18 protein-coding genes are annotated in these 20,678 nt (G+C 53.4%); 15 read left to right on the top strand and 3 right to left on the bottom strand.

Features of this window, described 5'->3' with window-relative positions:
* Positions 1 to 282: 282 nt before the first annotated feature.
* From repA to GOX63_RS18690, 4 genes are all read left to right on the top strand, one after another.
* Positions 283 to 1,464, top strand: coding sequence for a plasmid partitioning protein RepA (repA, locus tag GOX63_RS18705; protein WP_254436017.1), 1,182 nt, complete (start codon positions 283 to 285; stop codon positions 1,462 to 1,464).
* A 1-nt stretch (position 1,465) separates the two neighbouring features.
* Positions 1,466 to 2,440 (top strand): ParB/RepB/Spo0J family partition protein, encoded by a 975-nt coding sequence (locus tag GOX63_RS18700; RefSeq protein WP_170329091.1) that lies wholly within the window; start codon positions 1,466 to 1,468, stop codon positions 2,438 to 2,440.
* 206 nt (positions 2,441 to 2,646) lie between these two features.
* Positions 2,647 to 3,702 carry a helix-turn-helix domain-containing protein gene (locus GOX63_RS18695; protein WP_170329089.1) on the top strand — a complete coding sequence of 352 codons (1,056 nt, stop codon included), beginning with the start codon at positions 2,647 to 2,649 and terminating at the stop codon, positions 3,700 to 3,702.
* Between the two features lie 153 nt (positions 3,703 to 3,855).
* The gene (locus GOX63_RS18690; RefSeq protein ID WP_170329087.1) at positions 3,856 to 4,965 is read left to right on the top strand and encodes a Fic family protein; all 1,110 of its coding nucleotides are present in this window, start codon (positions 3,856 to 3,858) and stop codon (positions 4,963 to 4,965) included.
* Positions 4,966 to 5,394: 429 nt separating this feature from the next.
* Here GOX63_RS18690 and GOX63_RS18685 read toward each other — a convergent pair whose 3' ends face one another.
* A complete protein-coding gene (locus GOX63_RS18685) occupies positions 5,395 to 6,594 on the bottom strand; it encodes an ROK family transcriptional regulator (RefSeq protein ID WP_170546839.1) in 1,200 nt (399 codons plus the stop codon).
* 186 nt (positions 6,595 to 6,780) lie between these two features.
* Here GOX63_RS18685 and GOX63_RS18680 point away from each other — a divergent pair, with 186 nt between their 5' ends.
* The 6 genes from GOX63_RS18680 to GOX63_RS18655 all read left to right on the top strand — a co-directional run bounded on the left by GOX63_RS18680 (position 6,781) and on the right by GOX63_RS18655 (position 14,010).
* A complete protein-coding gene (locus GOX63_RS18680; protein WP_170546787.1) occupies positions 6,781 to 7,800 on the top strand; it encodes a sugar ABC transporter substrate-binding protein in 1,020 nt (339 codons plus the stop codon).
* Positions 7,801 to 7,909: 109 nt separating this feature from the next.
* Positions 7,910 to 8,980: an ABC transporter permease gene (locus tag GOX63_RS18675; protein WP_170546786.1), complete on the top strand. Its 1,071-nt coding sequence runs from the start codon at positions 7,910 to 7,912 to the stop codon at positions 8,978 to 8,980.
* Entirely contained in the window at positions 8,980 to 9,762 is a 783-nt protein-coding gene (locus GOX63_RS18670; RefSeq protein ID WP_170546784.1) for an ATP-binding cassette domain-containing protein, read from the top strand. Before GOX63_RS18675 ends, GOX63_RS18670 begins: the two co-directional genes overlap by 1 nt.
* The gene (locus GOX63_RS18665) at positions 9,759 to 10,430 is read left to right on the top strand and encodes a hypothetical protein (RefSeq protein ID WP_367647218.1); all 672 of its coding nucleotides are present in this window, start codon (positions 9,759 to 9,761) and stop codon (positions 10,428 to 10,430) included. The genes GOX63_RS18670 and GOX63_RS18665 overlap by 4 nt, the downstream gene beginning before the upstream one ends.
* A gap of 93 nt (positions 10,431 to 10,523) precedes the next feature.
* Complete coding sequence (gene fsa, locus GOX63_RS18660; RefSeq protein ID WP_170546781.1) at positions 10,524 to 11,177, top strand: fructose-6-phosphate aldolase; 654 nt, start codon at positions 10,524 to 10,526, stop codon at positions 11,175 to 11,177.
* A gap of 955 nt (positions 11,178 to 12,132) precedes the next feature.
* Positions 12,133 to 14,010, top strand: a complete 1,878-nt coding sequence (locus tag GOX63_RS18655) for an adenylate/guanylate cyclase domain-containing protein (RefSeq protein ID WP_170329053.1) — start codon at positions 12,133 to 12,135, stop codon at positions 14,008 to 14,010.
* Positions 14,011 to 14,412: 402 nt separating this feature from the next.
* On the opposite strand, the gene GOX63_RS18650 is transcribed toward GOX63_RS18655, so the two are convergent.
* Positions 14,413 to 15,657, bottom strand: coding sequence for a tetratricopeptide repeat protein (locus tag GOX63_RS18650; protein ID WP_170329052.1), 1,245 nt, complete (start codon positions 15,655 to 15,657; stop codon positions 14,413 to 14,415).
* A 238-nt stretch (positions 15,658 to 15,895) separates the two neighbouring features.
* On the opposite strand from GOX63_RS18650, the gene GOX63_RS23675 reads away from it, so the two are divergent.
* From GOX63_RS23675 to GOX63_RS18630, 4 genes are all read left to right on the top strand, one after another.
* Positions 15,896 to 16,138: a hypothetical protein gene (locus GOX63_RS23675; RefSeq protein ID WP_217356231.1), complete on the top strand. Its 243-nt coding sequence runs from the start codon at positions 15,896 to 15,898 to the stop codon at positions 16,136 to 16,138.
* A gap of 23 nt (positions 16,139 to 16,161) precedes the next feature.
* A complete protein-coding gene (locus tag GOX63_RS18640; protein WP_170329049.1) occupies positions 16,162 to 17,802 on the top strand; it encodes a sulfatase-like hydrolase/transferase in 1,641 nt (546 codons plus the stop codon).
* Between the two features lie 234 nt (positions 17,803 to 18,036).
* The gene (locus tag GOX63_RS18635; protein WP_170546778.1) at positions 18,037 to 18,618 is read left to right on the top strand and encodes a hypothetical protein; all 582 of its coding nucleotides are present in this window, start codon (positions 18,037 to 18,039) and stop codon (positions 18,616 to 18,618) included.
* Positions 18,619 to 18,762: 144 nt separating this feature from the next.
* The gene (locus GOX63_RS18630; protein WP_170329045.1) at positions 18,763 to 19,539 is read left to right on the top strand and encodes a hypothetical protein; all 777 of its coding nucleotides are present in this window, start codon (positions 18,763 to 18,765) and stop codon (positions 19,537 to 19,539) included.
* An 88-nt stretch (positions 19,540 to 19,627) separates the two neighbouring features.
* Here GOX63_RS18630 and GOX63_RS18625 read toward each other — a convergent pair whose 3' ends face one another.
* Positions 19,628 to 20,191 carry a TetR/AcrR family transcriptional regulator gene (locus tag GOX63_RS18625; protein ID WP_170329043.1) on the bottom strand — a complete coding sequence of 188 codons (564 nt, stop codon included), beginning with the start codon at positions 20,189 to 20,191 and terminating at the stop codon, positions 19,628 to 19,630.
* A gap of 78 nt (positions 20,192 to 20,269) precedes the next feature.
* On the opposite strand from GOX63_RS18625, the gene GOX63_RS18620 reads away from it, so the two are divergent.
* On the top strand, positions 20,270 to 20,678 hold a 409-nt coding region (locus tag GOX63_RS18620; RefSeq protein ID WP_170329042.1), incomplete at its 3' end, for an SDR family NAD(P)-dependent oxidoreductase.

Below are 20,678 nucleotides of genomic sequence, written 5' to 3'. Positions count from 1 at the left end.
TGTAGATCGTCTCTTGGTCAAAATAGGACAACGCACTTGATACCCGATTGCCCTTAAATGCGATCTCTGAGATCGAGTTCGGACTGACAACCTGCTGTCACTAATCGCCTTTGGAGTGCTACAAGCGCCCTGGAGTTAACAGATGTTAACTCCAGGGCGCTTGTGTTGGTTGCAAAACGGTCCACAAGTTATTGATTTTTCTCTTGACATGAATCGGAATACGAGTGCCTAAATGTACTCAAGTTGCGCAACCATACAAAAATGAGCAGGAAAACTGCAACTATGTTACAGACCACTCCCATTGCTGCGAATACGCAGTCTCACGTTACACGTGAAATCTCTGATCGTCTACAAGTTGCACTGACGACCCACTTAACTCAGGCGTATTCTCCCGAGTTGTCAAAGACCCTCCGTCTCTTCAGTGCGACAGAAGTAGCCGACCTGTTTGGTACAACTGGACAGTTCCTTAGAAAAGGCCATGCCGAGGGTTCTCTTCCAGAGCCGGAAGTCAACAAGAATGGTCGGCGCTTTTACTCCGGAGCTGAGATCTCGGCGATGCGCCAGATCCTTGAAGGCAGCTCCAGAAAGCCCGGAAAGTACCTGCCCGGTCGTCGCGATGGCGACCGGCTTCAGGTCATTCAACTTATGAACTTCAAAGGCGGTAGCGCAAAGTCCACTTCGGCCATTCACCTATGTCACTATCTTGCGCTTCAAGGTTATCGCGTTCTGGCGGTCGACCTTGACCCGCAAGGCAGCTTGACCGGATTCTGCGGTATCCAGCCCGAGATCGAATTTGAGGGTAACTCGATCTACGACGCTTTACGCTACGAGGATCCGGTCCCGATGTCCGATTGCATTCGGGCCACTTACTTCCCGGGTTTGGACCTTTCCCCCGCCCAGTTGATCTTGTCAGAGTTTGAAACAGAAACCGCTGTCTACGCCCGAAAAGGTGTCCCCTTTTATAATCGGCTCGCTAACGCAATCGAGACGGTTGAGAAAGACTATGATGTGATCATTATCGATAGCCCGCCTTCTTTAGGCTTCCTGACGCTGGCGGGATTGTTCGCGGCAACGTCTGTGATTGTGCCGCTGACACCGAGCATGTTGGACGTAGCCTCCACACAGCAGTTTCTTGAAATGACTTCGGCGTACCTTGAAGAGTTTGAAAACTCCGGGATTCCGATCGTCCATGACAATTTCCAGTTTCTCATAACACGGGACGACCCCTCAGATACCCCGTCTCAGCAAATTGTCAGCCTGATGCGGGCGTTGTTTCAGGATCGGGTGATCGGTGCAACTGCGCTACGAAGCACTGCCATTGCTGATGCCGCGATGCTGAAAATGACAATGTACGAAGTCGTTCGATCAGAAATGACGCGGTCGACCTATGATCGCGCCCGCTCAAGCATGGATGCCGTCGGGCACGAAGTTTCAAACATGATTCAAACCGCGTGGGGCCGTTGAAATGGCACTTAAACAAAACAAAACCAGCATGGCTGCAGCGATTGCAGCGGCAGCTGGAAACCCGCCAATCCCACCTACAAAAGCGGAACGCGCCAATGCGGCACTTCCACGCGGTACGATTGCATCGGTCCGTGTTGGAGCCGGTGGCATCCAAGACATCGATACCTCACTCATTTTGCCTTGGGGCCCGAAAGACAGGCTTGGAATCGAGTTAACACCTGTTAACTCTGACGCCGAGGCGTACGTCGATTCAGCTGTTCTGGAACTTGCTGAAAGCATCAAGGATGCAGGAGGCCAACAGGTACCCGTCCTGTTGCGTCCTTCCGAGGAAGTCGACGGTCACTTCGAGGTTATCTACGGCCGCCGTCGCATCTTAGCTTGTCAGCACCTAAACCAGCCAGTTCGCGCGCTAGTAAGGACGCTTGATGATAAGGAAGCGCTTCAGGCAAAGGGTCTGGAGAACTCTTCCCGGGTTGACCTCAGCTATTACGAGAGAGCCCGGTTCGCACGCGAAATTCTAAACCAGGGGTATGACCGCTCGGAAGCGATCACAGCGCTAGCGATTTCCAAGAACACGCTGTCACAGTTGGAGCGAGTCACAAACGATATTCCGGACGATCTCGGGGATATGATTGGCCCAGCACCGAAATCCGGTCGACCCAAATGGACAGCACTCGCCGATGCGTTGCGGAAAGGGGTGATAACAGCGGACAAGGCTAAGAAGCTCCTGGAGACGCTCAACGTTGCTAATTCAGACGATCGGTTAAACGGGCTCCTAGGCAGCTTGACTCCTAAGAAAGAAGCACAGGAAGTCCGACCGGCGCCCGACGTTGTCATCAGGACCAGCAACTCTGCGGTGAACATGACGATCAAAAGGGCAGGGGACAATGAAGCCTACACTAGCTGGCTTTCGGACAACCTTGGTCAACTCATTCAAGATTCCTACGAGCGTTTCAAAGAAAGCGCCGAGGAATAAGCGAGTTAACAGGTGTTAACTCTACATGAGGTAACGAGCAAAGAGGAGAAAAGCAAAAAAGAAACCCCCGAAACCTGAGGCTCCGAGGGCTGAAAACCAACTAGTGGTTATAGATTAGACACCTAAACCCTAACAGCCCGCGAATCACGACACAATAAAAAACGCCTCTGGGTGAACAGGTTTTCTTTGTCTGCTGACAAAATTTCATGAAAACACTAACTGCATTGGCTCCAAATGGAGCAACCTTGTCGGGAACGGCAGGGCAGGGGGCTATTACGTCCAAAAAATGGAACCTTCTTCGCGCCGTTGAAGAGGCCAGAGAACCACTTGGGTTGAAATCCACAACTCTCAATGTCCTGAGAGCGATGATTTCCTTTGTGGGCGTTGATCAGATTGCTACGGACCAGGATGATCATCACATCTGCTTCGCTTCCAACGCGGCGATCGCCAAACGAACTCATGTCAGCGTACAGACCGTTGAGCGTCATATATCGACGCTGGTTGAGCTTGGTCTTATCCGCCGCGTCATAAGCGCAAACGGCAAGCGATGGGCGCGCCGGGATCGACAGGGCAGGGTGGTCACCGCAACTGGGCTGTCCTTGATGCCATTGTCTGAAAGGCATGCGGAGTTCATCCAAGAAGCCCAGCGGCATGCTGATCGCGTTCTCGAGTTCACTGTACTCCGCGACAAGGTTTCCGCCGCTCTGGCGCGCCTTAGGGACCTCGTAGCAAATGACACCGCGATCTCTGATTTGATGACCACCGTACGCAATGCTCTGCGTCGCAAACCAGATGCAAATGTACTCAGCAAACTGCTGGCTGAAATCTCTGTGGAAATCTCTGAGATAACACAGGCAGATACAGAAAACTTGAGGGCCAGTGACAGTGAAATTGAGGGGCACAAAGAGGACTCTTTGAATCCGGAAGTTAAGAAAGATAAACTTTCTCAGATTCAGGTTTCTCCAGAACAAATGGAGCGCAGTTTTCCACGGCTATGCTCAGAACTACGCTTTGCAAAAGATCAGCACCACTGTGATCGACTAATGGATGATATTGCCGAGTATCTACGGCTCGGCCAAACCTGGTATGCAATGAAATCAACGTTTGGCCCAGCTATTCGCTTCATCGTTCTCGGATACATCTTTCAACGTGCTGAGAACATACAGTCTCCAGGGGCTTACCTGATTTCATTACTGGCCAAGATCGAAAAGGGAGAGCTGTCTCCAAAGGCGATGCTCTCGCGGACCTCCAATGCTACGTAAATTTGGTAAACAGGATGAGATTTACCGTTTTCAGATTACACCTCCAACCGATGATCGGATTGAAGAATTTGAAAAAGGTGAGCAATAGGATTGACCTCTATAAATCACGTAACCATAAATAGTGAGCTATAGAAAGGAATCTTATACCTCACGATGTGGAACTGGCAGAAACCTGACTGGCCGACCTTTCGTTACGACGCCGCAAGACTCGAACCATACGAGCAACAGTTCCTGTTGTCCTCAGGGGAAGTTCTTGGAGCGGTTCATCATGTGAACACATCGGATCGAGATCAATTGCGTATCGACTTGCTAAGCGAAGAAGCGATGAAGACCAGCGCGATCGAAGGTGAGATCCTGGATCGTCTAAGCGTGCAATCTTCCTTGCGCCGACATCTTGGACTGGCTCCCGGCAGCTATCCATCCAAACCGCGCGAACAGGGCGTTTCTGAAATGATGGTGGATGTTTATTCAAACTATTCGGAACCACTGTCACACGACACCCTGTTTCGGTGGCATGACATGCTTCTGTCCCATGACAGGCATCTGGATACGATCGGGGCCTACCGGAGCCATGAGGATGCGATGCAAATCGTCTCAGGCAGGCTCGACCGCCCAACTGTCCATTTCGAAGCGCCACCTTCACATCAGGTTCTGGCTGAAATGGACCAGTTCGTAACCTGGTTCAACCGGACCGCACCAAATGGTCCCGAACCATTGCGCGCGCTGATCCGGGCCGGATTGAGCCATCTGTATTTCGAGAGCATTCACCCCTTTGAAGACGGCAATGGCCGGTTGGGCAGGGCGCTGGCTGAAAAGTCCCTGGCGCAAAACATTGGTCAGCCAAGCCTGATTGCTCTTGCTTTCACGATCGAGCGAGAGCGGAAAGAATATTATGATCAGCTTGAACGCCATCAAAAGACGCTGGACGTCACGCCATGGCTCGTTTGGTTTGCTGAGACAGTCCTTACAGCACAGCAGGTGACGCTTGAACGGGTTGGTTTCTTTATATCCAAGACGCATTTCTATGACCGGTACCGTGATCAGTTCAACGCCCGCCAAAGCAAGGTAATCGCCCGTTTGTTCAAGGCTGGGCCGGATGGATTCAGAGGCGGATTGAGCGCCGAGAACTATATCTCGATCACGGGAACGTCCCGCGCCACGGCGACGCGGGATCTGCAGGATCTGGTCGAGAAGGGCGCTTTGAGCCGAACGGGTGAACTCCGATACACGCGATATTGGTTAAAGCTGGATCGGGAAGGGTAGGTGGCCGAAGTACGACACGAAGGGCGGGATCCGGCCATTCGCCGCCAGTGCGATGAGATGGTGCCAGGACAGTGAGAGCGGACGTTCAGAATGGCCTGAAACCGAGCATCTCGCCGCACGACGGCATGGCAACTCCGAGCCCAAAATTGACTGATGCTGCGCGAAACTCCAATGACAGCAATGCGCAGGAAGCGGACGTTGCAAACTCACGTTGGCCACGGCGGTGTAATATGTGCAATCGGCCTATTACCCACTTTCGACGGCAGGTGATAAGCTTGGGACATAGTATTTCAAAGCGGTCGTTCGCGGCTGGCATGCGGTCCAATCCAAGCTGAACTCGCGCGTGCCAAAGCGGCGTTCAAAGGCCGTCACCAAAACATGACCAGCGGATACCTCCTGCTTTGAAAATTTGACTGCGATGAACTTCGGCTACATTCCAGAAAGCCCAGCATTGGTATTCAATAGAAACTGGCGGAAAATTGGGCTGCTAGCCGCCCCAATGCCGCGGGCGTTTTCCCCAACCGCAGCGGCCTCAACGACGGGAGGAATCAAGCCGCGTTTGTCTTGGTTGACTAAGTAACGGCGAACCCTAGACACCAGCTCTTCCCGAACCTCAGGCGGGAACGCGCCATCGATGAAAATGGCCTCAAAGTCGATGACAGCACAGATTGAAAGAGCGGCCTTAGCTAATTCTTGCGCCGTGGTGCCAATCCACGGCTCGACATAGCGAGAAATGCTGCTCCAATCCTGTGGCTTCTCCCATAGAATCCCCGGGTCGACACCCGCTTCGATCAGTCGGTCCTCGAGCAAAAACAGCGACGCCGTGTCGATCAGCTGTTGGCTCTCACCCAAAGGACCGGTCGTGCGCATGGCGCCCAATGCACCGGCATTGCCTTGGTTGCCTTCGAACACGGTGCCGTTCAATGCAACACCGCCGCCGATCATTGAGCCAATAAAAAAGTAGAAGTAGTCACGGTATTCTGCTCCACGCCCATAGAGATGCTCTGCGTGACATGCGGCTGTTGCGTCGTTGACCACAAAAACCGGCAAATCGCTGAACTTGGCGACCTCGGAAAAGAAATTCACGTTTCTCCAAGACCTAAATTTTTTTGCAGCAAGCCCAGACAGATCGTGCCATTTCCAAAGTTCAAATGGGGTCCCTATCCCGATCCCACAAACACGATCACGAAGCCTCTGAGGTTCGCGGGACAGAAGCGTTTCCAAACCAGACTCCAAAAAACCGAAAATGACCTCTGGTAGCGGATAGTCATAAGTCGTGGAAAGTTGGCGGCGCGGCGTGCCAGTAAAGTCGATCAAGAGCAGATCGGCGCTACGCCGCCCGATCTTCATCCCAACCGACAAGATGCCTTCCGGGTTTAATTCCATAGGGGTTGAGGGCTTTCCAACCTTCCCGCGCAGTGGAGTACCACGCTTGAGAATCGCGTCCTTTTCAAGCTTGCGCAGAATGATTGATACAGTCTGAGGAGACAGGCCCGTTAATCGCGCGACGTCGGCGCCTGCGGCGGGCCCATGCCGTTGTAAAACTGTCAAAATCAGACGCTCGTTGTGATCGCGAACCCCGCTTTGACTTACCCCACCGGTCAGTGTGTTGAGCGCTTCTCTCTCCATAAGTTCGAACATAAACACCTTGTTTTCTTATGAAAAGGTACTCCGGTAAATTAATAAATAAACTTTATTTATTTATTGACAGAAAGGCTAGAATCACAGTTTCTTGAAGTAGACCTTCATTGGAGGATGAGGGCGAGTCTCGTTGGCCTGCCATGCGGGGCATCAACAATTTTCTGGGAGGACTACATGAAAAATCTATTCAAGATTGTCGCATCTGCTACCGCGCTTACGGTGGCTGCTGCATCTGCTCACGCAGCCGGAGAAACCGTTTGTCTGATAACGAAGACAGATACCAATCCATTCTTTGTAAAGATGAAGGAAGGCGCGACGGCCAAGGCCGAAGAGCTTGGCATGACCTTGAAGGCCTTTGCCGGTAAAATCGACGGCGACCATGAAACTCAAGTTCAGGCCATTGAAACTTGTATTCTCGACGGCGCAAAGGGAATTCTCCTGACGGCCTCGGACACAAGCTCGATTGTCCCCGCTGTTCAGCAGGCGCGTGACGCTGGCCTCTTAGTTATTGCTCTGGACACGCCGCTAAGCCCGATTGATTCCGCTGACGCAACCTTTGCGACAGACAACTACAAGGCTGGCCTGTTGATCGGACAATGGGCGAAGGCAAAGATGGGCGACGCGGCGGCTGACGCCAAGATTGCGACGCTTGACCTGAACGTCAGTCAGCCAACCGTGGACGTTCTTCGCAATCAGGGCTTCCTCGACGGCTTCGGTGTGGACCTGGCAGACCCCAATGTCATCGGCGATGAAACTGATACGCGATTGGTCGGCAGTGACGTGACCGACGGCAACGAAGAAGGTGGGCGCCGCGCCATGGAGAACCTTCTGGCCAAGGACGCAACGATTAACGTTGTCCATACGATCAACGAACCGGCAGCGGCAGGTGCCTATGAGGCTCTGAAATCCATTGGACGTGAAAACGATGTGCTGATCGTTTCGGTCGACGGTGGCTGCCCCGGTGTACAAAATGTGCAGGCCGGAGTTATTGGAGCCACCAGCCAGCAGTATCCGCTTTTGATGGCTTCGCTTGGGGTCGAGGCCGTAAAGAAATGGGCCGACGAGGGTGTGAAGCCCGAAAACACTCCGGGAAAGGACTTCTTTGATACCGGCGTCGCGCTGATCACCGATCAACCTGTCGAAGGTGTGGACTCGATTTCAGTCGCCGAGGGCTTGGACCTTTGCTGGGGCTAAGTCCGACCAAGTGAGGCGCAACGGCGCCTCACCATTCCTTTCACCTGCAAACCGAAACTTCCTGTAAACTGGCCTCGTGGCCGCGATGCTCGCCACGGAAGGGGGAGATATGTCTGAAGCAAACCAAGGCGCCCAGGAATTTGAATCTGCTGCCAGTCGAACTGAAACAGTTGCAGAGTTCGAGGACCACCGGCGCGGTGTATTGGGGAAGTTACAGCACCTTCTCCACGTCAATCCATCCTTTGTGCCTCTTATCGTCTTAGTCGGTGCGATGTTGATATTTGGCCTTCTATTAGGCTCAAAGTTCTTCTCTCCGTTCGCAATGACTTTGATCCTTCAACAGGTCCAGATCGTCGGCATCGTGGCTGCCGCTCAAAGCCTTGTTATTCTGACGGCCGGCATTGACCTGAGCGTCGGTGCGATCATGGTTTTTTCTTCTGTCATCATGGGGCAGTTTACGTTTCGGTACGGCATTCCGGTACCAATTGCGGTCATGTGCGGCCTTGCAGTCGGAACTTTGATCGGGGCCCTCAACGGATGGCTTGTCAGCCGCGTTAAGCTCCCGCCGTTTATCGTCACGCTTGGAATGTGGCAGATCGTTCTGGCTACGAACTTCCTGTATTCCGCAAACGAAACCATTCGTAGTCAGGACATCGAAGCCAACGCCCCTTTCCTTCAATTCTTCGGAACCAAGTTCAGCATCGGTGGAGCGACCTTAACTGTTGGCGTCATTTTCATGCTCACCCTGATTTTTGTATTGGCATATGCGCTCAAACACACGGCCTGGGGACGGCATGTCTATGCGGTCGGTGACGATCCCGAGGCTGCCGAGCTTTCCGGTGTGAACGTCCACAGAACTTTGATGTCCGTCTACATGCTTTCCGGCTTGATCTGTGCCTTTGCGGGCTGGGCTTTGATCGGGCGCATCGGATCGGTCTCGCCAACCTCCGGCCAATTGGCCAATATTGAGAGCATTACCGCTGTTGTGATCGGGGGTATCTCGTTGTTCGGCGGGCGGGGCTCCATTCTGGGATCGTTGTTCGGAGCACTGATCGTCGGCGTATTTACTCTAGGACTGAGGCTGCTGGGCGCAGATGCGCAGTGGACCTTCCTACTCATCGGGCTTCTCATCATCGCCGCTGTCGCAGTCGACCAGTGGATCAGAAAGGTATCGGGCTAATGTCAGACACAACTCCAGTCGTCCAAGGGCGCGGGATCGTGAAGCGCTATGGCCACGTCACCGCCATCGACCATTCCGACTTTGAACTGCGGCAAGGAGAAATCCTTGCAGTTATCGGGGACAACGGTGCGGGTAAATCTTCCATCGTCAAGGCGATTTGCGGGGCCACCATCCCGGATGAGGGCGAGATCCTGATCGAAGGGAAGAAGGTAAACTTTACCTCTCCAATCGACGCCCGCAATATGGGTATTGAAATCGTCTATCAGCAGCTTGCCATGTCTCCTGCCCTTTCGATTGCGGACAACATGTTCATGGGGCGCGAGATCCGCAAAAAGGGGTTCATGGGCAAATACATGCGTCAGCTCGACCGGCCAGCTATGGAGAAGTTCGCCCGTGAAAAACTGACCGAGCTTGGCCTTATGACAGTGCAGTCGATCAATCAGGCAATTGAGACGCTGTCTGGCGGTCAGCGTCAAGGCGTTGCCGTTGCGCGCGCAGCCGCCTTTGCGACCAAGTTCATCATCATGGACGAACCGACGGCTGCTTTGGGCGTGAAGGAAAGCCGCAAGGTGCTTGAGCTGATCCAGGACGTACGGGCGCGTGGTATTCCGATCATTCTGATCAGCCACAACATGCCGCATGTCTTCGAAGTCGCTGACCGAATTCATGTGCACCGGCTCGGTAAAAGGCTCTGCACGATTGATCCCAAGGACTACACGATGTCCGACGCCGTGGCCTTTATGACTGGCGCCAAAGAACCACCAAAAGAAGACGCCGCGTGATCGAGCAGGATGCAAAGCGCGTGTGCGACCTGATCTCCTCCCGGAAGCAGGTTGGGGTTCGGACGATTGTCGCAATCGCCGGCCCCCCTGCATCCGGAAAGTCGACCCTGGCAGAATCCGTTGTGCAATCGCTGAACGCACAACAGAACTCGGCGGTTCCGTTAGCCACGTTAGTGCCTATGGATGGCTACCATTTAGACAATCGTGTACTTGAAGCGCGAGGATTGCTGGCGAGAAAAGGCGCGCCAGAAACCTTCGATGCAGTTGGGTTTTGCAATGCAATAAAAAAGTTGCAATCTGCGCAGCAAGAATCCTTTCACCCCAGATTTGACCGTCAAATGGATCTCGCCATTGCCAACGCGATTGCGGTTCACCCGGACACTCGGACTGTTGTTGTTGAAGGGAACTACCTTCTGATGGATAGCGACCCGTGGAGAACATTGGCGGATGTCTATGCCGCAACGGTTTTTGTCAGCCCAACTTTGGAAGAGCTCGAAAAGCGGTTGCAACACCGCTGGATCAAGCATGGATTTGATCCGAAAACCGCGTTGCAACGCGCGAAAACGAACGATCTGCCCAACGCTGAACGTGTCATCCGTGATAGCCGGAAAGCCGATCTTATACTGAACCAGAATTACACCGAATTCGGGATGCGCTACGCATTCTGAATTTGCGCATTGGATTCACCCATCCGTTAAAGCAGCACCTCTATGCGGGTTCAGGTGCAACCAAAATCACTCCATTCACGATGAGGAAACCTCATGAAGTTCTTTGTGGACACAGCAGAAGTAGACGAGATCAAAGACCTTATAGGCTTTGGATTAGTAGATGGTATCACCACCAATCCAAGCCTGATTGCCAAGTCCGACCGCAATTTCAAAGAAGTTATCGCCGAAATTTGCACCCTGACAGATACACCCGTGTCAGCAGAAGTTGCAGCCCTAGATACTGCGGGAATGATTGCAGAGGGAGAGCATCTTGCAGCGATCGCGGACAACGTCGTTGTCAAACTGCCGCTGACACTGGATGGCCTCAGGGCCTGTGCTCATTTCAAAACGGAAGGGATCAGCACAAACGTCACACTCTGTTTCTCAGCCAATCAGGCGCTCTTGGCGGCAAAAGCGGGCGCGACCTATATATCGCCTTTCATTGGCAGATTGGACGACATCAATCTGGATGGGGTCGACCTCATTAGAGACATCCGGAGCATCTTCAACAATTATGACATTGAAACTGAAATCATTGCAGCATCCATCAGAAGCCCCAATCACATAACTGAGGCTGCTTTGGCCGGATCAGACATTGCCACGATACCCCCGTCCGTCATCCGCAAACTAGTCACGCATCCGCTGACGGACGCTGGCATTGAACAGTTTCTTTTTGATTGGAAGTCTACAGGGCAATCGATTCTTTAATGGGCTTTCATTTTGATTGAAACGGGATGACCTGAACCAGACCTTGAACGGCTGAGTAGCAAGGCCATGTTTCGGGACTTAAAATTAAATGAGACGCTCCTTGATTTGACAAATAGGCCGAGTTTCGTGGGAAACTGTCAAAACTCCTCTTCAATAGCAGCATTAACACTGCGGCAACAGCAGACCGCTCCAACGTCCGCTTTGTTGAAGTGACTGGAGACTTTGGCGCGGTCGCAGCGACACTTCCGCTTCCCGCCCCGAGCGTCGGACTCAAACGTCCGCTATGGGCTGCAAGCAGCCAATCATGCTGCATCGATAAATGGCAACTTTGTCCGCGAACTGTGAACTCGGCCTTGTTAAAACGCTGCTCTTGCAGCGAATGACCGCAAAGCGGGCTGCGACCGCAGAAATTCGAGGTAGTGCTCAAAGTCGGCTCTGGGCCGTCCCCGATGCTGCGCTGCCTCAGAGGTCGGCAGTGAGCCCTTCTTGACCGATGCTGCAAATTGCACGAATGCCCGGTTCTCCAGACCGATAAGGCAACGGCTTACGCCGTACTCATTTTATTGATTGCCCTTCGGGCTTAAAAGAATTCGGCCCCTTGGGCCTCATAAGTATTTTCGTTTTCTCCGCCCTACGCGCTTAACAGGACGTAGCCCGGAACCCTAACAAAGATGCGGAAAGATCACAGATCAAGCCACCAGCAAAGGCACACGCGGAAAGCTCAGAGCAGATTTGCTTTCAATGGAAGCAAGCGGATTTTTCAGAGCTTTCGCTAATTGCCTTTGTACAAGCGGAGAAGGCAAGCAAGGGCTAAGTGTTGGAGCGCGCAATCATAACCGGCTCTGCTCGCAAACCTCGCTGTTTTCAGCTTACATTAGCGTGACAATATAATCGCGTTCAGCTCACATTATTTGGCTCAGGTGTGAAATCATTGCCATAAGCAGAGGAGATTTCAATGTCGGACAATGCTGTACAGCGACGGCTCGCGGCTATTCTTGCCGCTGATGTAGTGGGCTACAGCCGGCTGATGGGGGAGGATGAAACGGGTACGCTGACCCGGCTGCGGCGACTCCAAACCGAGTTGATTGAACCTTTGCTGACCGAGCATAGCGGTCGTCTGGTCAAGTTGATGGGTGACGGGTTTTTGGTCGAATTCCCTTCGGTTGTCGCTGCCGTCAGCTGCGCCGTTTCGATCCAAAGACACGTGGCCGAACGGTCGCTCGACAGTGACGATGGCGAGCGCCTGCAGCTTCGCATCGGCATCAATGTCGGCGATATCATCATCGAAGGCGACGATATCTACGGTGACGGTGTCAACATCGCCTCGCGCCTTGAAGGCTTGGCCGAACCCGGCGGCATCTGCGTGAGCCAGAACGTATACGAACAGATTCGCGACAAGCTGTCGTTCCGCTTCAGCGACCTCGGCGAGCGCGAAGTCAAGAATATCGCGCGTCCGGTGCGTGTTTTTCAGGTCTTATCGAGCAAAGACGGCGCCCCATCGGTCTCAGCCGAGCACCGCCGCCCGCCGCGCTGGGTGCTGATCGCCGCCACGCTGGTGCTGCTCCTCGCCCTTGGCGTCGGCGGCGCTTGGTGGTGGCTGCAGGGACTAGCCGGCGGTGGGGGCGGGAAGGAGCCGTCGGTTGCGGACGCACCAGTGATCGCCGTGCTGCCTTTTGACAACCTCTCGGACGATTCTGCCCAGGACTATTTCGCCAATGGCCTGAGCGAGGATCTGATTACCGATCTGTCCAAGCTGCGCGGGCTCACCGTCATTGCCCGCAACTCGAGCTTCGCTTTCAAAGGAAAGCAACTCGATGTGCGGGAAATCGGCGAAAAACTGGGAGTTCGATTTCTGATTGAAGGTAGTGTACGTAAGGCGGGCGATCGGTTGAGGGTAAACGCACAGTTGATTGACGCGGTTTCAGGTAATCATCTCTGGGCCGAGCGCTGGGATCGACCCAATGGCGATATATTTGCGGTTCAGGATGAACTGACAAGCAAGATCGTCGAGACTCTGGACGTCAAACTATCCGAGGGCGAGCAGGCCCGTCGCTGGCGTGGTCAAACAAAGGATACACGGGCGTATGATCTCTACCTGCAGGGCCGCGCATTGAGATTAACTTTCAGTGAGCAGGATGTTGTTAGCGCACTGCCGTTGATCGAGGAAGCCTTGACCCGAGATCCGGGTTTTGCCGCTGCCTGGGTAGAACTCGGATGGCTTTACTGGTCTCACGTGTGGCTTGGCATGACCGATGATATCGAAAGCTACAAACAAAAGTCCCTGGATGCCACGAACAGGGCCATCGCTGCCGACCCCGATTTCGGGGATCCACATATGTTGTTAGCCGAGATTGCCTTGTACGAAGAAGATTTCGGAAAGGCCTCTCAACAAGCGGAAATTGCTGTCGAACTGTACCCTGGAAATGCCGACAATCTGATAATTCTGGCGTACTATACCTCTGAATCATCTCGTACCGAGGAAGCGTTGAAGCTGACGCAACGCGCATTTCGTCTCAATCCACTGCCACCCCCGTACTATTACAGTATTCGCGGAATCGTTTTAACCAGCTTAAACCGCTTTGACGAAGCCGACGAGGCATTCGGGCATTGTCTCGAACTGGCGCCTGAATACGTTTCCTGTTACCGATATCGTACAGTGATGCATCTCGAAGCCAACGATATAGAAGCAGCCAGAGAAGCGGCGAGGGAGGTGCTTCGAGTATTTCCGAACTACAGCATCTCCAAACACGAGTTTTGGCACAAGCAAACCACTGACCCGGCCGAACGGCAACGCCGGATAGATCTGTTGAAATCGGCGGGCCTACCGGAATAAGAGCTCGAACTGCGCGCACAGATATATCATTACAGCAGCTCGCGTTGTTACATAATGTGAGCTGAAACTGGCTATGTTTACGCGCTCCAACAGCTAAGGCTGCCGCCTCGCGCTCTTCAATCAAAATAATTCTGGCCGTGGCTGAGCGCAGCGAATTGGCGCTTTGTCCACAGAGCGTGAGTTCAACTACCTTTGGATTTTGCGCCCGCAGCGAATGCCCGGTTCGGTGAAGCTGCATTGCGGCGTGAGCTTACCCGATAAATGGCTGGAATGGGCCGTCTTTGAAATCCAGCGGCAATGGGGAAGGGGCCAATACCGCTCCGCGGCAGGGAATGATGTGTGGTTAAACAACCACTGTGGCCAGTTCGTACTGGAATGGCCTCGAAAGCCGAGACACGAACTTCATTCGTTAACTTTTGGCTTCCAATTGGCTTGTTTCATAGCGTCACCTAATTCCAACCCGTATTCCGGGTTCGCGAACAGTCTCTGGAACAGAATATCCACCCGACTGTCAGGCCATTCACGCGAGAGTTTGTTCGACAAGGCCTGAGCTTCACTTTCGTTACCCAGCATCTGATGAGCTGCCATCAGATAGGCAACAGACACAGGACCGACGGGGCCGCCCTTTTCGGTCACCTGCTCAAAGGCGGAAACGGCACCTTCGAAATCTTTCAGATGAAACTTTGCTGACCCCATCGCGTTCTGAAACACATAACCCCGGTCCAAATCGATTTTCGACAGTGCATCTTCGCTGATCGCCACGACTTTTTCGAACTCACCTGAATACAACAGGATCAGTGACACGAACTCCAACACATGCACGTCGTTTGATGCCAAACGCTGCGCTCTGTACGCAAATTCCATAGCTTCAGGCCAGTTTCCTTTAGTAAATTCAACCCAGGCTTTTGCGGATTGGCTCCAACCCGTTTCAGGTGCCAGCTCAATCGCTCTGTTGGCCTGCGCGTCAGCGTAGCGCAGCATGTCCCCGACCGGATCGGCATCCGGTGTCACCAGCGCTATCATTGCGGCAACCTGCGCCGCCCCTGCATGGCCTCCGAAATAGCTGTCGTCGTTTTCAATTGCCCCCTTGAATATGGTCAGGGCCGCGTTCAGCCGCGCGGGCTCCAACGCAGGAAAGATCAAATCGCGGCCCGAGTTGGCCAGGTTGACGGCCTGAAGCCGCATAGGCGATGCATCAAATATGGCGCTGCGTTCATCGCGGCTGAGGTTATCGACTGGTAAGCTGACTGGAATCCCACGATTTGTCGACATTAATGCAATTGCCGCAGCAACACAGATGATAAGGAAAACTCCAGCAATTCCAATGAATGGGCGAGGCCAGGTGTAGGTCTTGGATTCCCGATCGGATATTTCGAACAGAGCCGTCTCGGTCGACCTGATCGATATATCTGGTGCATATCCGCCCTTCGGCAGATCGAAAACAGTGCCTTCATCGCGACCATCTTCGGCATAGTATTCGGCCAGCTTGCGACGCAGGCGACCTGCGTCTACCCGCACCACGTTTTCACGGCGCGCCATCTCAGAAACGGTCCCGCCGTATACATCCATGGCGATTGTTTTGGCGCGAATGTCATCGCCCCTGCCGTTGAGCGTTTCCTCCACAACATAGACGAGAAAGTCCTGCAACCGCTGTGAACCCGCGAAAGTAGAGGACCTGACTAGCCGCCGAAGGGCGGCCCGCACATCCTTGGCGTCAGGCGTTCTGCCATCGTTCCTAACAGTCGACGTGCTTTCGGATAGTTTCATATTTTCAGCAAGTTACATCTCTGATTACACCGTATTATGCCCCTATTTACCTTTTGTGAGAAGTGAAATCGGCGAACACTCCGGGACATCTGCTGATCCATCGAGCGAGCCATCAAAATTGAAAGGTTATGACCTTGATACCCTGTTTCCCGACCAACAAGCCGTGATTGCGGACTTACGGCGCGCGGACACGGTATTCGATGAGATTTGCCGGGACTATCTGCTTCTCAGCGATGAGTACCTCTCCATGGACACTGAGCCGGGAAGCCAATCGTACCAGTTTGCCTGCGATATCCGCGAAACCCTGGATGGTCTTCGGGATGAAATCGCCCAATCGCTGAGGCGTGCTGGAAAGATGTAATCCAGAATGGGGAAGGGATACCAATGAGATCAATACTGAAACATGCCTCTGCCATGGTGCTGATGGCAAGCGCGAGCTTTGCTCAGGATACGCCCATCATTCATGACGGAGAGTTCCAGTTTCTCCGCGCACAGTTTGGCGAGCAATGGGACGCTCAGGATACGGAAATCGACGCAAAGCTTGCAGAAATCCGTGACGCCAATGGCGGCAAGCCACCCAACATTCTTTACATCCTGATTGACGATGTGAGTTTCGGCCAGATGGGCAACCGGACAATGAACTACGTCACCGGTTTCGACACGCCCAACATCAACGAATTTGCCACTGAAGGTATGTCCTTGATGAGAATGTATACCGAACCATCCTGCACACCGACGCGGACAGCAATGTTGACTGGTCGCCATCCGGTACGCGCGGGCGTCGAAGAGGTCAAAGTCGCACTTGTCGGAGAAGGGCTTGCGTCCGAAGAGGTAACGATTGCCGAAATCCTGAAGGAAGAAGGTTACAACACGGCCCATGTCGGCAAATGGCATCAGGGCGATATTGAACAGGCCTACCCACACAATCAGGGATTCGACTGGGCGGCCTTTCCGTTACATCAACAGGTTCAGCTTAGCCTGATGACGCGGGATGCAATGGTCGCCAACAACATGCTTGGTTACCATCCGTCGGGTCAGTCCAACCAGTTTCAGTTGGACCAGCGGTTCAAACCCTACGGTCTGGTAACTGGCGTCGAAGGTGAAACGGGAGCCCTGGCCCGCGAAGTCGATATGGCGCCGGGCGAAGAATGGACACAGGCGAAGTACGAAGAAATGAATCTGCGCTATCAGCGTCAGGCATTGGAACAGCTGGAGAAGCTGGCTTCGCAGGACGCGCCTTTCTTTATGCAATACTGGCCGCTCTATCCGCTGAACTTTGCCTATCCTGATGAGGCCGTTTCCCGCAACGGCGGCTTCCATGCAGACAAATTGCAGGTTCTGGACGGCTGGATCGGCGAGGTTCTGGCCAAACTGGATGAAACCGGCAAGTCAGATAATACCGTCGTTATGATCATGGCTGACAATGGTTTGATGTACCATTACGAAGGAACGTCTGGCTTGAATCAGCTGATTTATCGCGGCGGCAAGACACAGCACCTCGAAGGTGGCGTGAGAACCGATGCCTTCATCCGGTGGCCCGGCGCCATCGAGGCGGGCAGTGCAGCAGGCGACATCGTGCATGTATCGGACCTGTTCACCACCTTCGCCCGCATAGCAGGTGCGACTGACCGTATTCCACGCGACCGTGTGATTGATGGCATCGACCAGACGGCATTGTTGCTTGAGGGAGAAGGCAATTCGCGCCGTGACTACGTCTATGTGTACGAAGGGCCTGTTTTGCGCTCGGTGGTGAAGCAAGAGTTCAAGATGCACCTGCCGGCCCCCGGCCTGCCCGGCGCGGCGGCCCCCGTGTTCAATGTCTATCGCGATCCACGTGAACAACATCCGCTTGTCGGGTATTCGCTTTGGTCCGGGGCGTCATTCCAGGACATGTTGAAGCGCCACCAGAAGTCCATCGAAAAGCACCCTCACAAACCGCTCGGCAAGGGTGTCCCCTATGAGGGGATTGAAAACCTCAGGCCCGAAAGCGAATTGGCCCGAGAAGTCTTTTCTAGCTGGCAATGACGAACTTGAGACGGCGGTGCCGAGACGCCGCCGTCTAACTGGTCGCATGAATTTTTCCAAGGTGTACGATGACCCGCATCTCTCTTCATCTGGCAGTCTTGACCTCAGCGTTGCTCGTGATGGCTTCTACCACCGAAGCCGAGGAAAACGCGTCAAATCCGCTGGCGGCGGTTAACAACACGGACATTCGCTATCAGTATTTCGATCTGGAAGGGGGGGGCAGACCGTCAGGACATGTTCATCGATGGTGCATACATGCTGCGCCCCGATCTGAAGCTAAAATACGAGCTACATTACAATTCAACGAATGTGACGGGAGAGAGGTTCAACGGGTTTGAAAAAACCAGCTTCAAGCTGATCTACTTCCCTTCCCAAAACCCCTTGAATGACACCTGGACCGTAAAATCCGCGCTTGGTTTTGAGTGGACACTTGATTTCGGCGACCCCGATGAAGGCATTGGCACCGGGTCTGATCAAATTGCTCCGTTCGGAGGGTTCGCCTTTGCAAACACAAACAGTGGGCTGACACTGATCCCTCTGATCCAGCATTTCGCATCTTACAATGGACCGACCGATGTCAGCCAAACCGCGATGCGCCTAATTGCACTTCAGCCATTTGGTGAGAGGTATTGGATCAAAGCAGATATTAAAGCGCCCTACGATTGGGAGAATGACGCCTGGCCCGCGAACGCAGAATTCCAGATCGGTAAGAACCTGAGCCCCGGAGTAGCCCTCTATGCAGATGTGCTGATCGGGATTGGTACTGATCGCCCCTATGACCAAGGCGCCGGGATCGGTCTTAGGTTCAATTATTAAGTCGCAATTTCCTAAAGGAAGCAGTCATGCCCCATACCGCATCACACAGCGCCATGGTACTTGCGACAAGCCTTATGGTTTTGCCAGCGTTTGTATCTGCTCAATCATTACCAGCGACTGGTCAAGACGAAACCGATTGGCGTCATGGAGCTTCTTTCTATCTTTTCCCCCCCCCTAAGAACCTCAGGTACATTAACCGTGGCTGGGCAATCCGCCGAGCTGGATCTGGACCTCGGCGACGTTCTGGATGTACTCAATTTCGCGGCAGCAGGTCGGTATGAGGCGTGGAATGGAAACTTAGGAGTAATTTTCGACGCCAACTATGTGGGTATCGAACAGGACACAACACTGCCTGGCCCAGTGGGTGCTGACCTCAACGTGGATGTGCGTCAAAAATGGTTTGGAATTCTTGGGGCTTACCGCGTCGTGGATGGTATATACGGTGCCAATAACCAGCGATATACAATCGATTTCCAGGTCGGGCTGAGATACAACTCCATTCGTCAGGAAATCGACATAACCACACCGGGTCCGGGCAATCCGTCTGTATTGGGCGGAGATCGGGATTGGATCGAACCTGTAATCGGCGCGCGCGGTATGTGGCGTCTGAATGAGCAATGGACCGGAATTGCTTCTTTGGAGCTTGGCGGTTTTGGCGCTAGCGGAAATGACCTTCAGATCGGGGCGAATGTTGGTTTTGATTACCAACCCTGGGAGAAAACCGCCCTCACATTCGGGTATCGGTACGTCAGCGTCGACTATAGCGATACGCTGAGTTCTGGAGAATTCGCCTATGACGTCGACCAGCACGGGCCTTACTTTGGCATCAAGGTATTTCTTCTAAGGGGCAGGGATTCGGTCATTGAACGTAGATATTCGAAGGCAGCTTTATTGCGCTCCCGGCCTCTGGCGCACACGTAACTTTGCACTCGCAGCGAATGACCGTAAAGCGGGCTGCGACCGCAGCATGTGGGGTACTAATTCAATGTCTCTTATGGGCCGGGCCCGTCTAAACGCTGCCGGTGACTTTCAACGCCGACATTCGCAAAGCGGATAACAATTCGATCAAGTGTTTTTTGCTCTTTGCGCTGTACTTGGCCGCCGTTGAAGAGCGCTGAATGAAGTCAGCGTACTGTTCGACTGTCAGATCGCAGTTTTCAATCGCACCCGAATACGGCTCCAGGATGCGTGCGATGATCTCGGTGTTTCGCTGTGCTCCGGCCTCCAGCTCTTTCTGGCTTGTCGAGGTTACGCCAGCGATGATGTCCTCGGCATTGGGTGAGGATTGCAAGAAGTCATAATGCTCGATGACGGCGTATTTGAAGACAACATCCAGCTGCGCACCAAGGCCGTCAGCTTCTTCAAGACCGGCTTCGATATCCAGAACGACGCTGTCTGCCAGCGACCGGATCGTGGCCCGCAGCACCTCATCCTTGTTTGCGAATGCCTTGTAGAGTGTTTGCCGCGAAATCCCCGCTTCTTGGGCGATGTCGTTCATTCCCGTTCGCTTCACGCCGTAGCGAAGAAAAAGCTGCTTTGCGGCTTCGAGGATGTAGTCGTAGCGATCTTCCATGATTTACATATTGACAAATAGACGACTTGTGTCAATATTGACAATCACCCACCGTATGTCAACTTGTCAGGACGTAGAATGTCTAAACAAACTGAAAAAGTCGCGATCGTCACCGGTGCAAACAATGGCATCGGATTTGAAACAACGGTCGGTATGGCCGAAGCAGGTTTCCACGTCGTCATGGCGTGCCGCAGCCTTGAAAAGGCCGAAACGGCCAAAGCAAGCATTCTCGCGCGGATTCCTTCCGCATCACTCGACATCCTGGTGCTGGACCTGAGCGACTCGACTTCTGTTCGTGCGTTCGCCGAAGCATTCCGTGGCAGGTACTCCAGGCTGAATGTGCTAATAAACAACGCGGGTATCCTGCTGTACTCCACTCAAACGAATTCTGATGGTGTAGAGCTACAGTTTGCAACCAACCACCTGGGGCACTTTCTGCTGACCGCACTTCTGATCGACATGTTCCCGGACGACCCCGCATCGCGGA

The organism is Ruegeria arenilitoris (assembly GCF_013031355.1).
GTDB lineage: Bacteria > Pseudomonadota > Alphaproteobacteria > Rhodobacterales > Rhodobacteraceae > Ruegeria > Ruegeria arenilitoris_C.
Note: the sequence above shows the minus strand (reverse complement) of the source record. Positions and strands in the feature narration are given on the sequence as shown.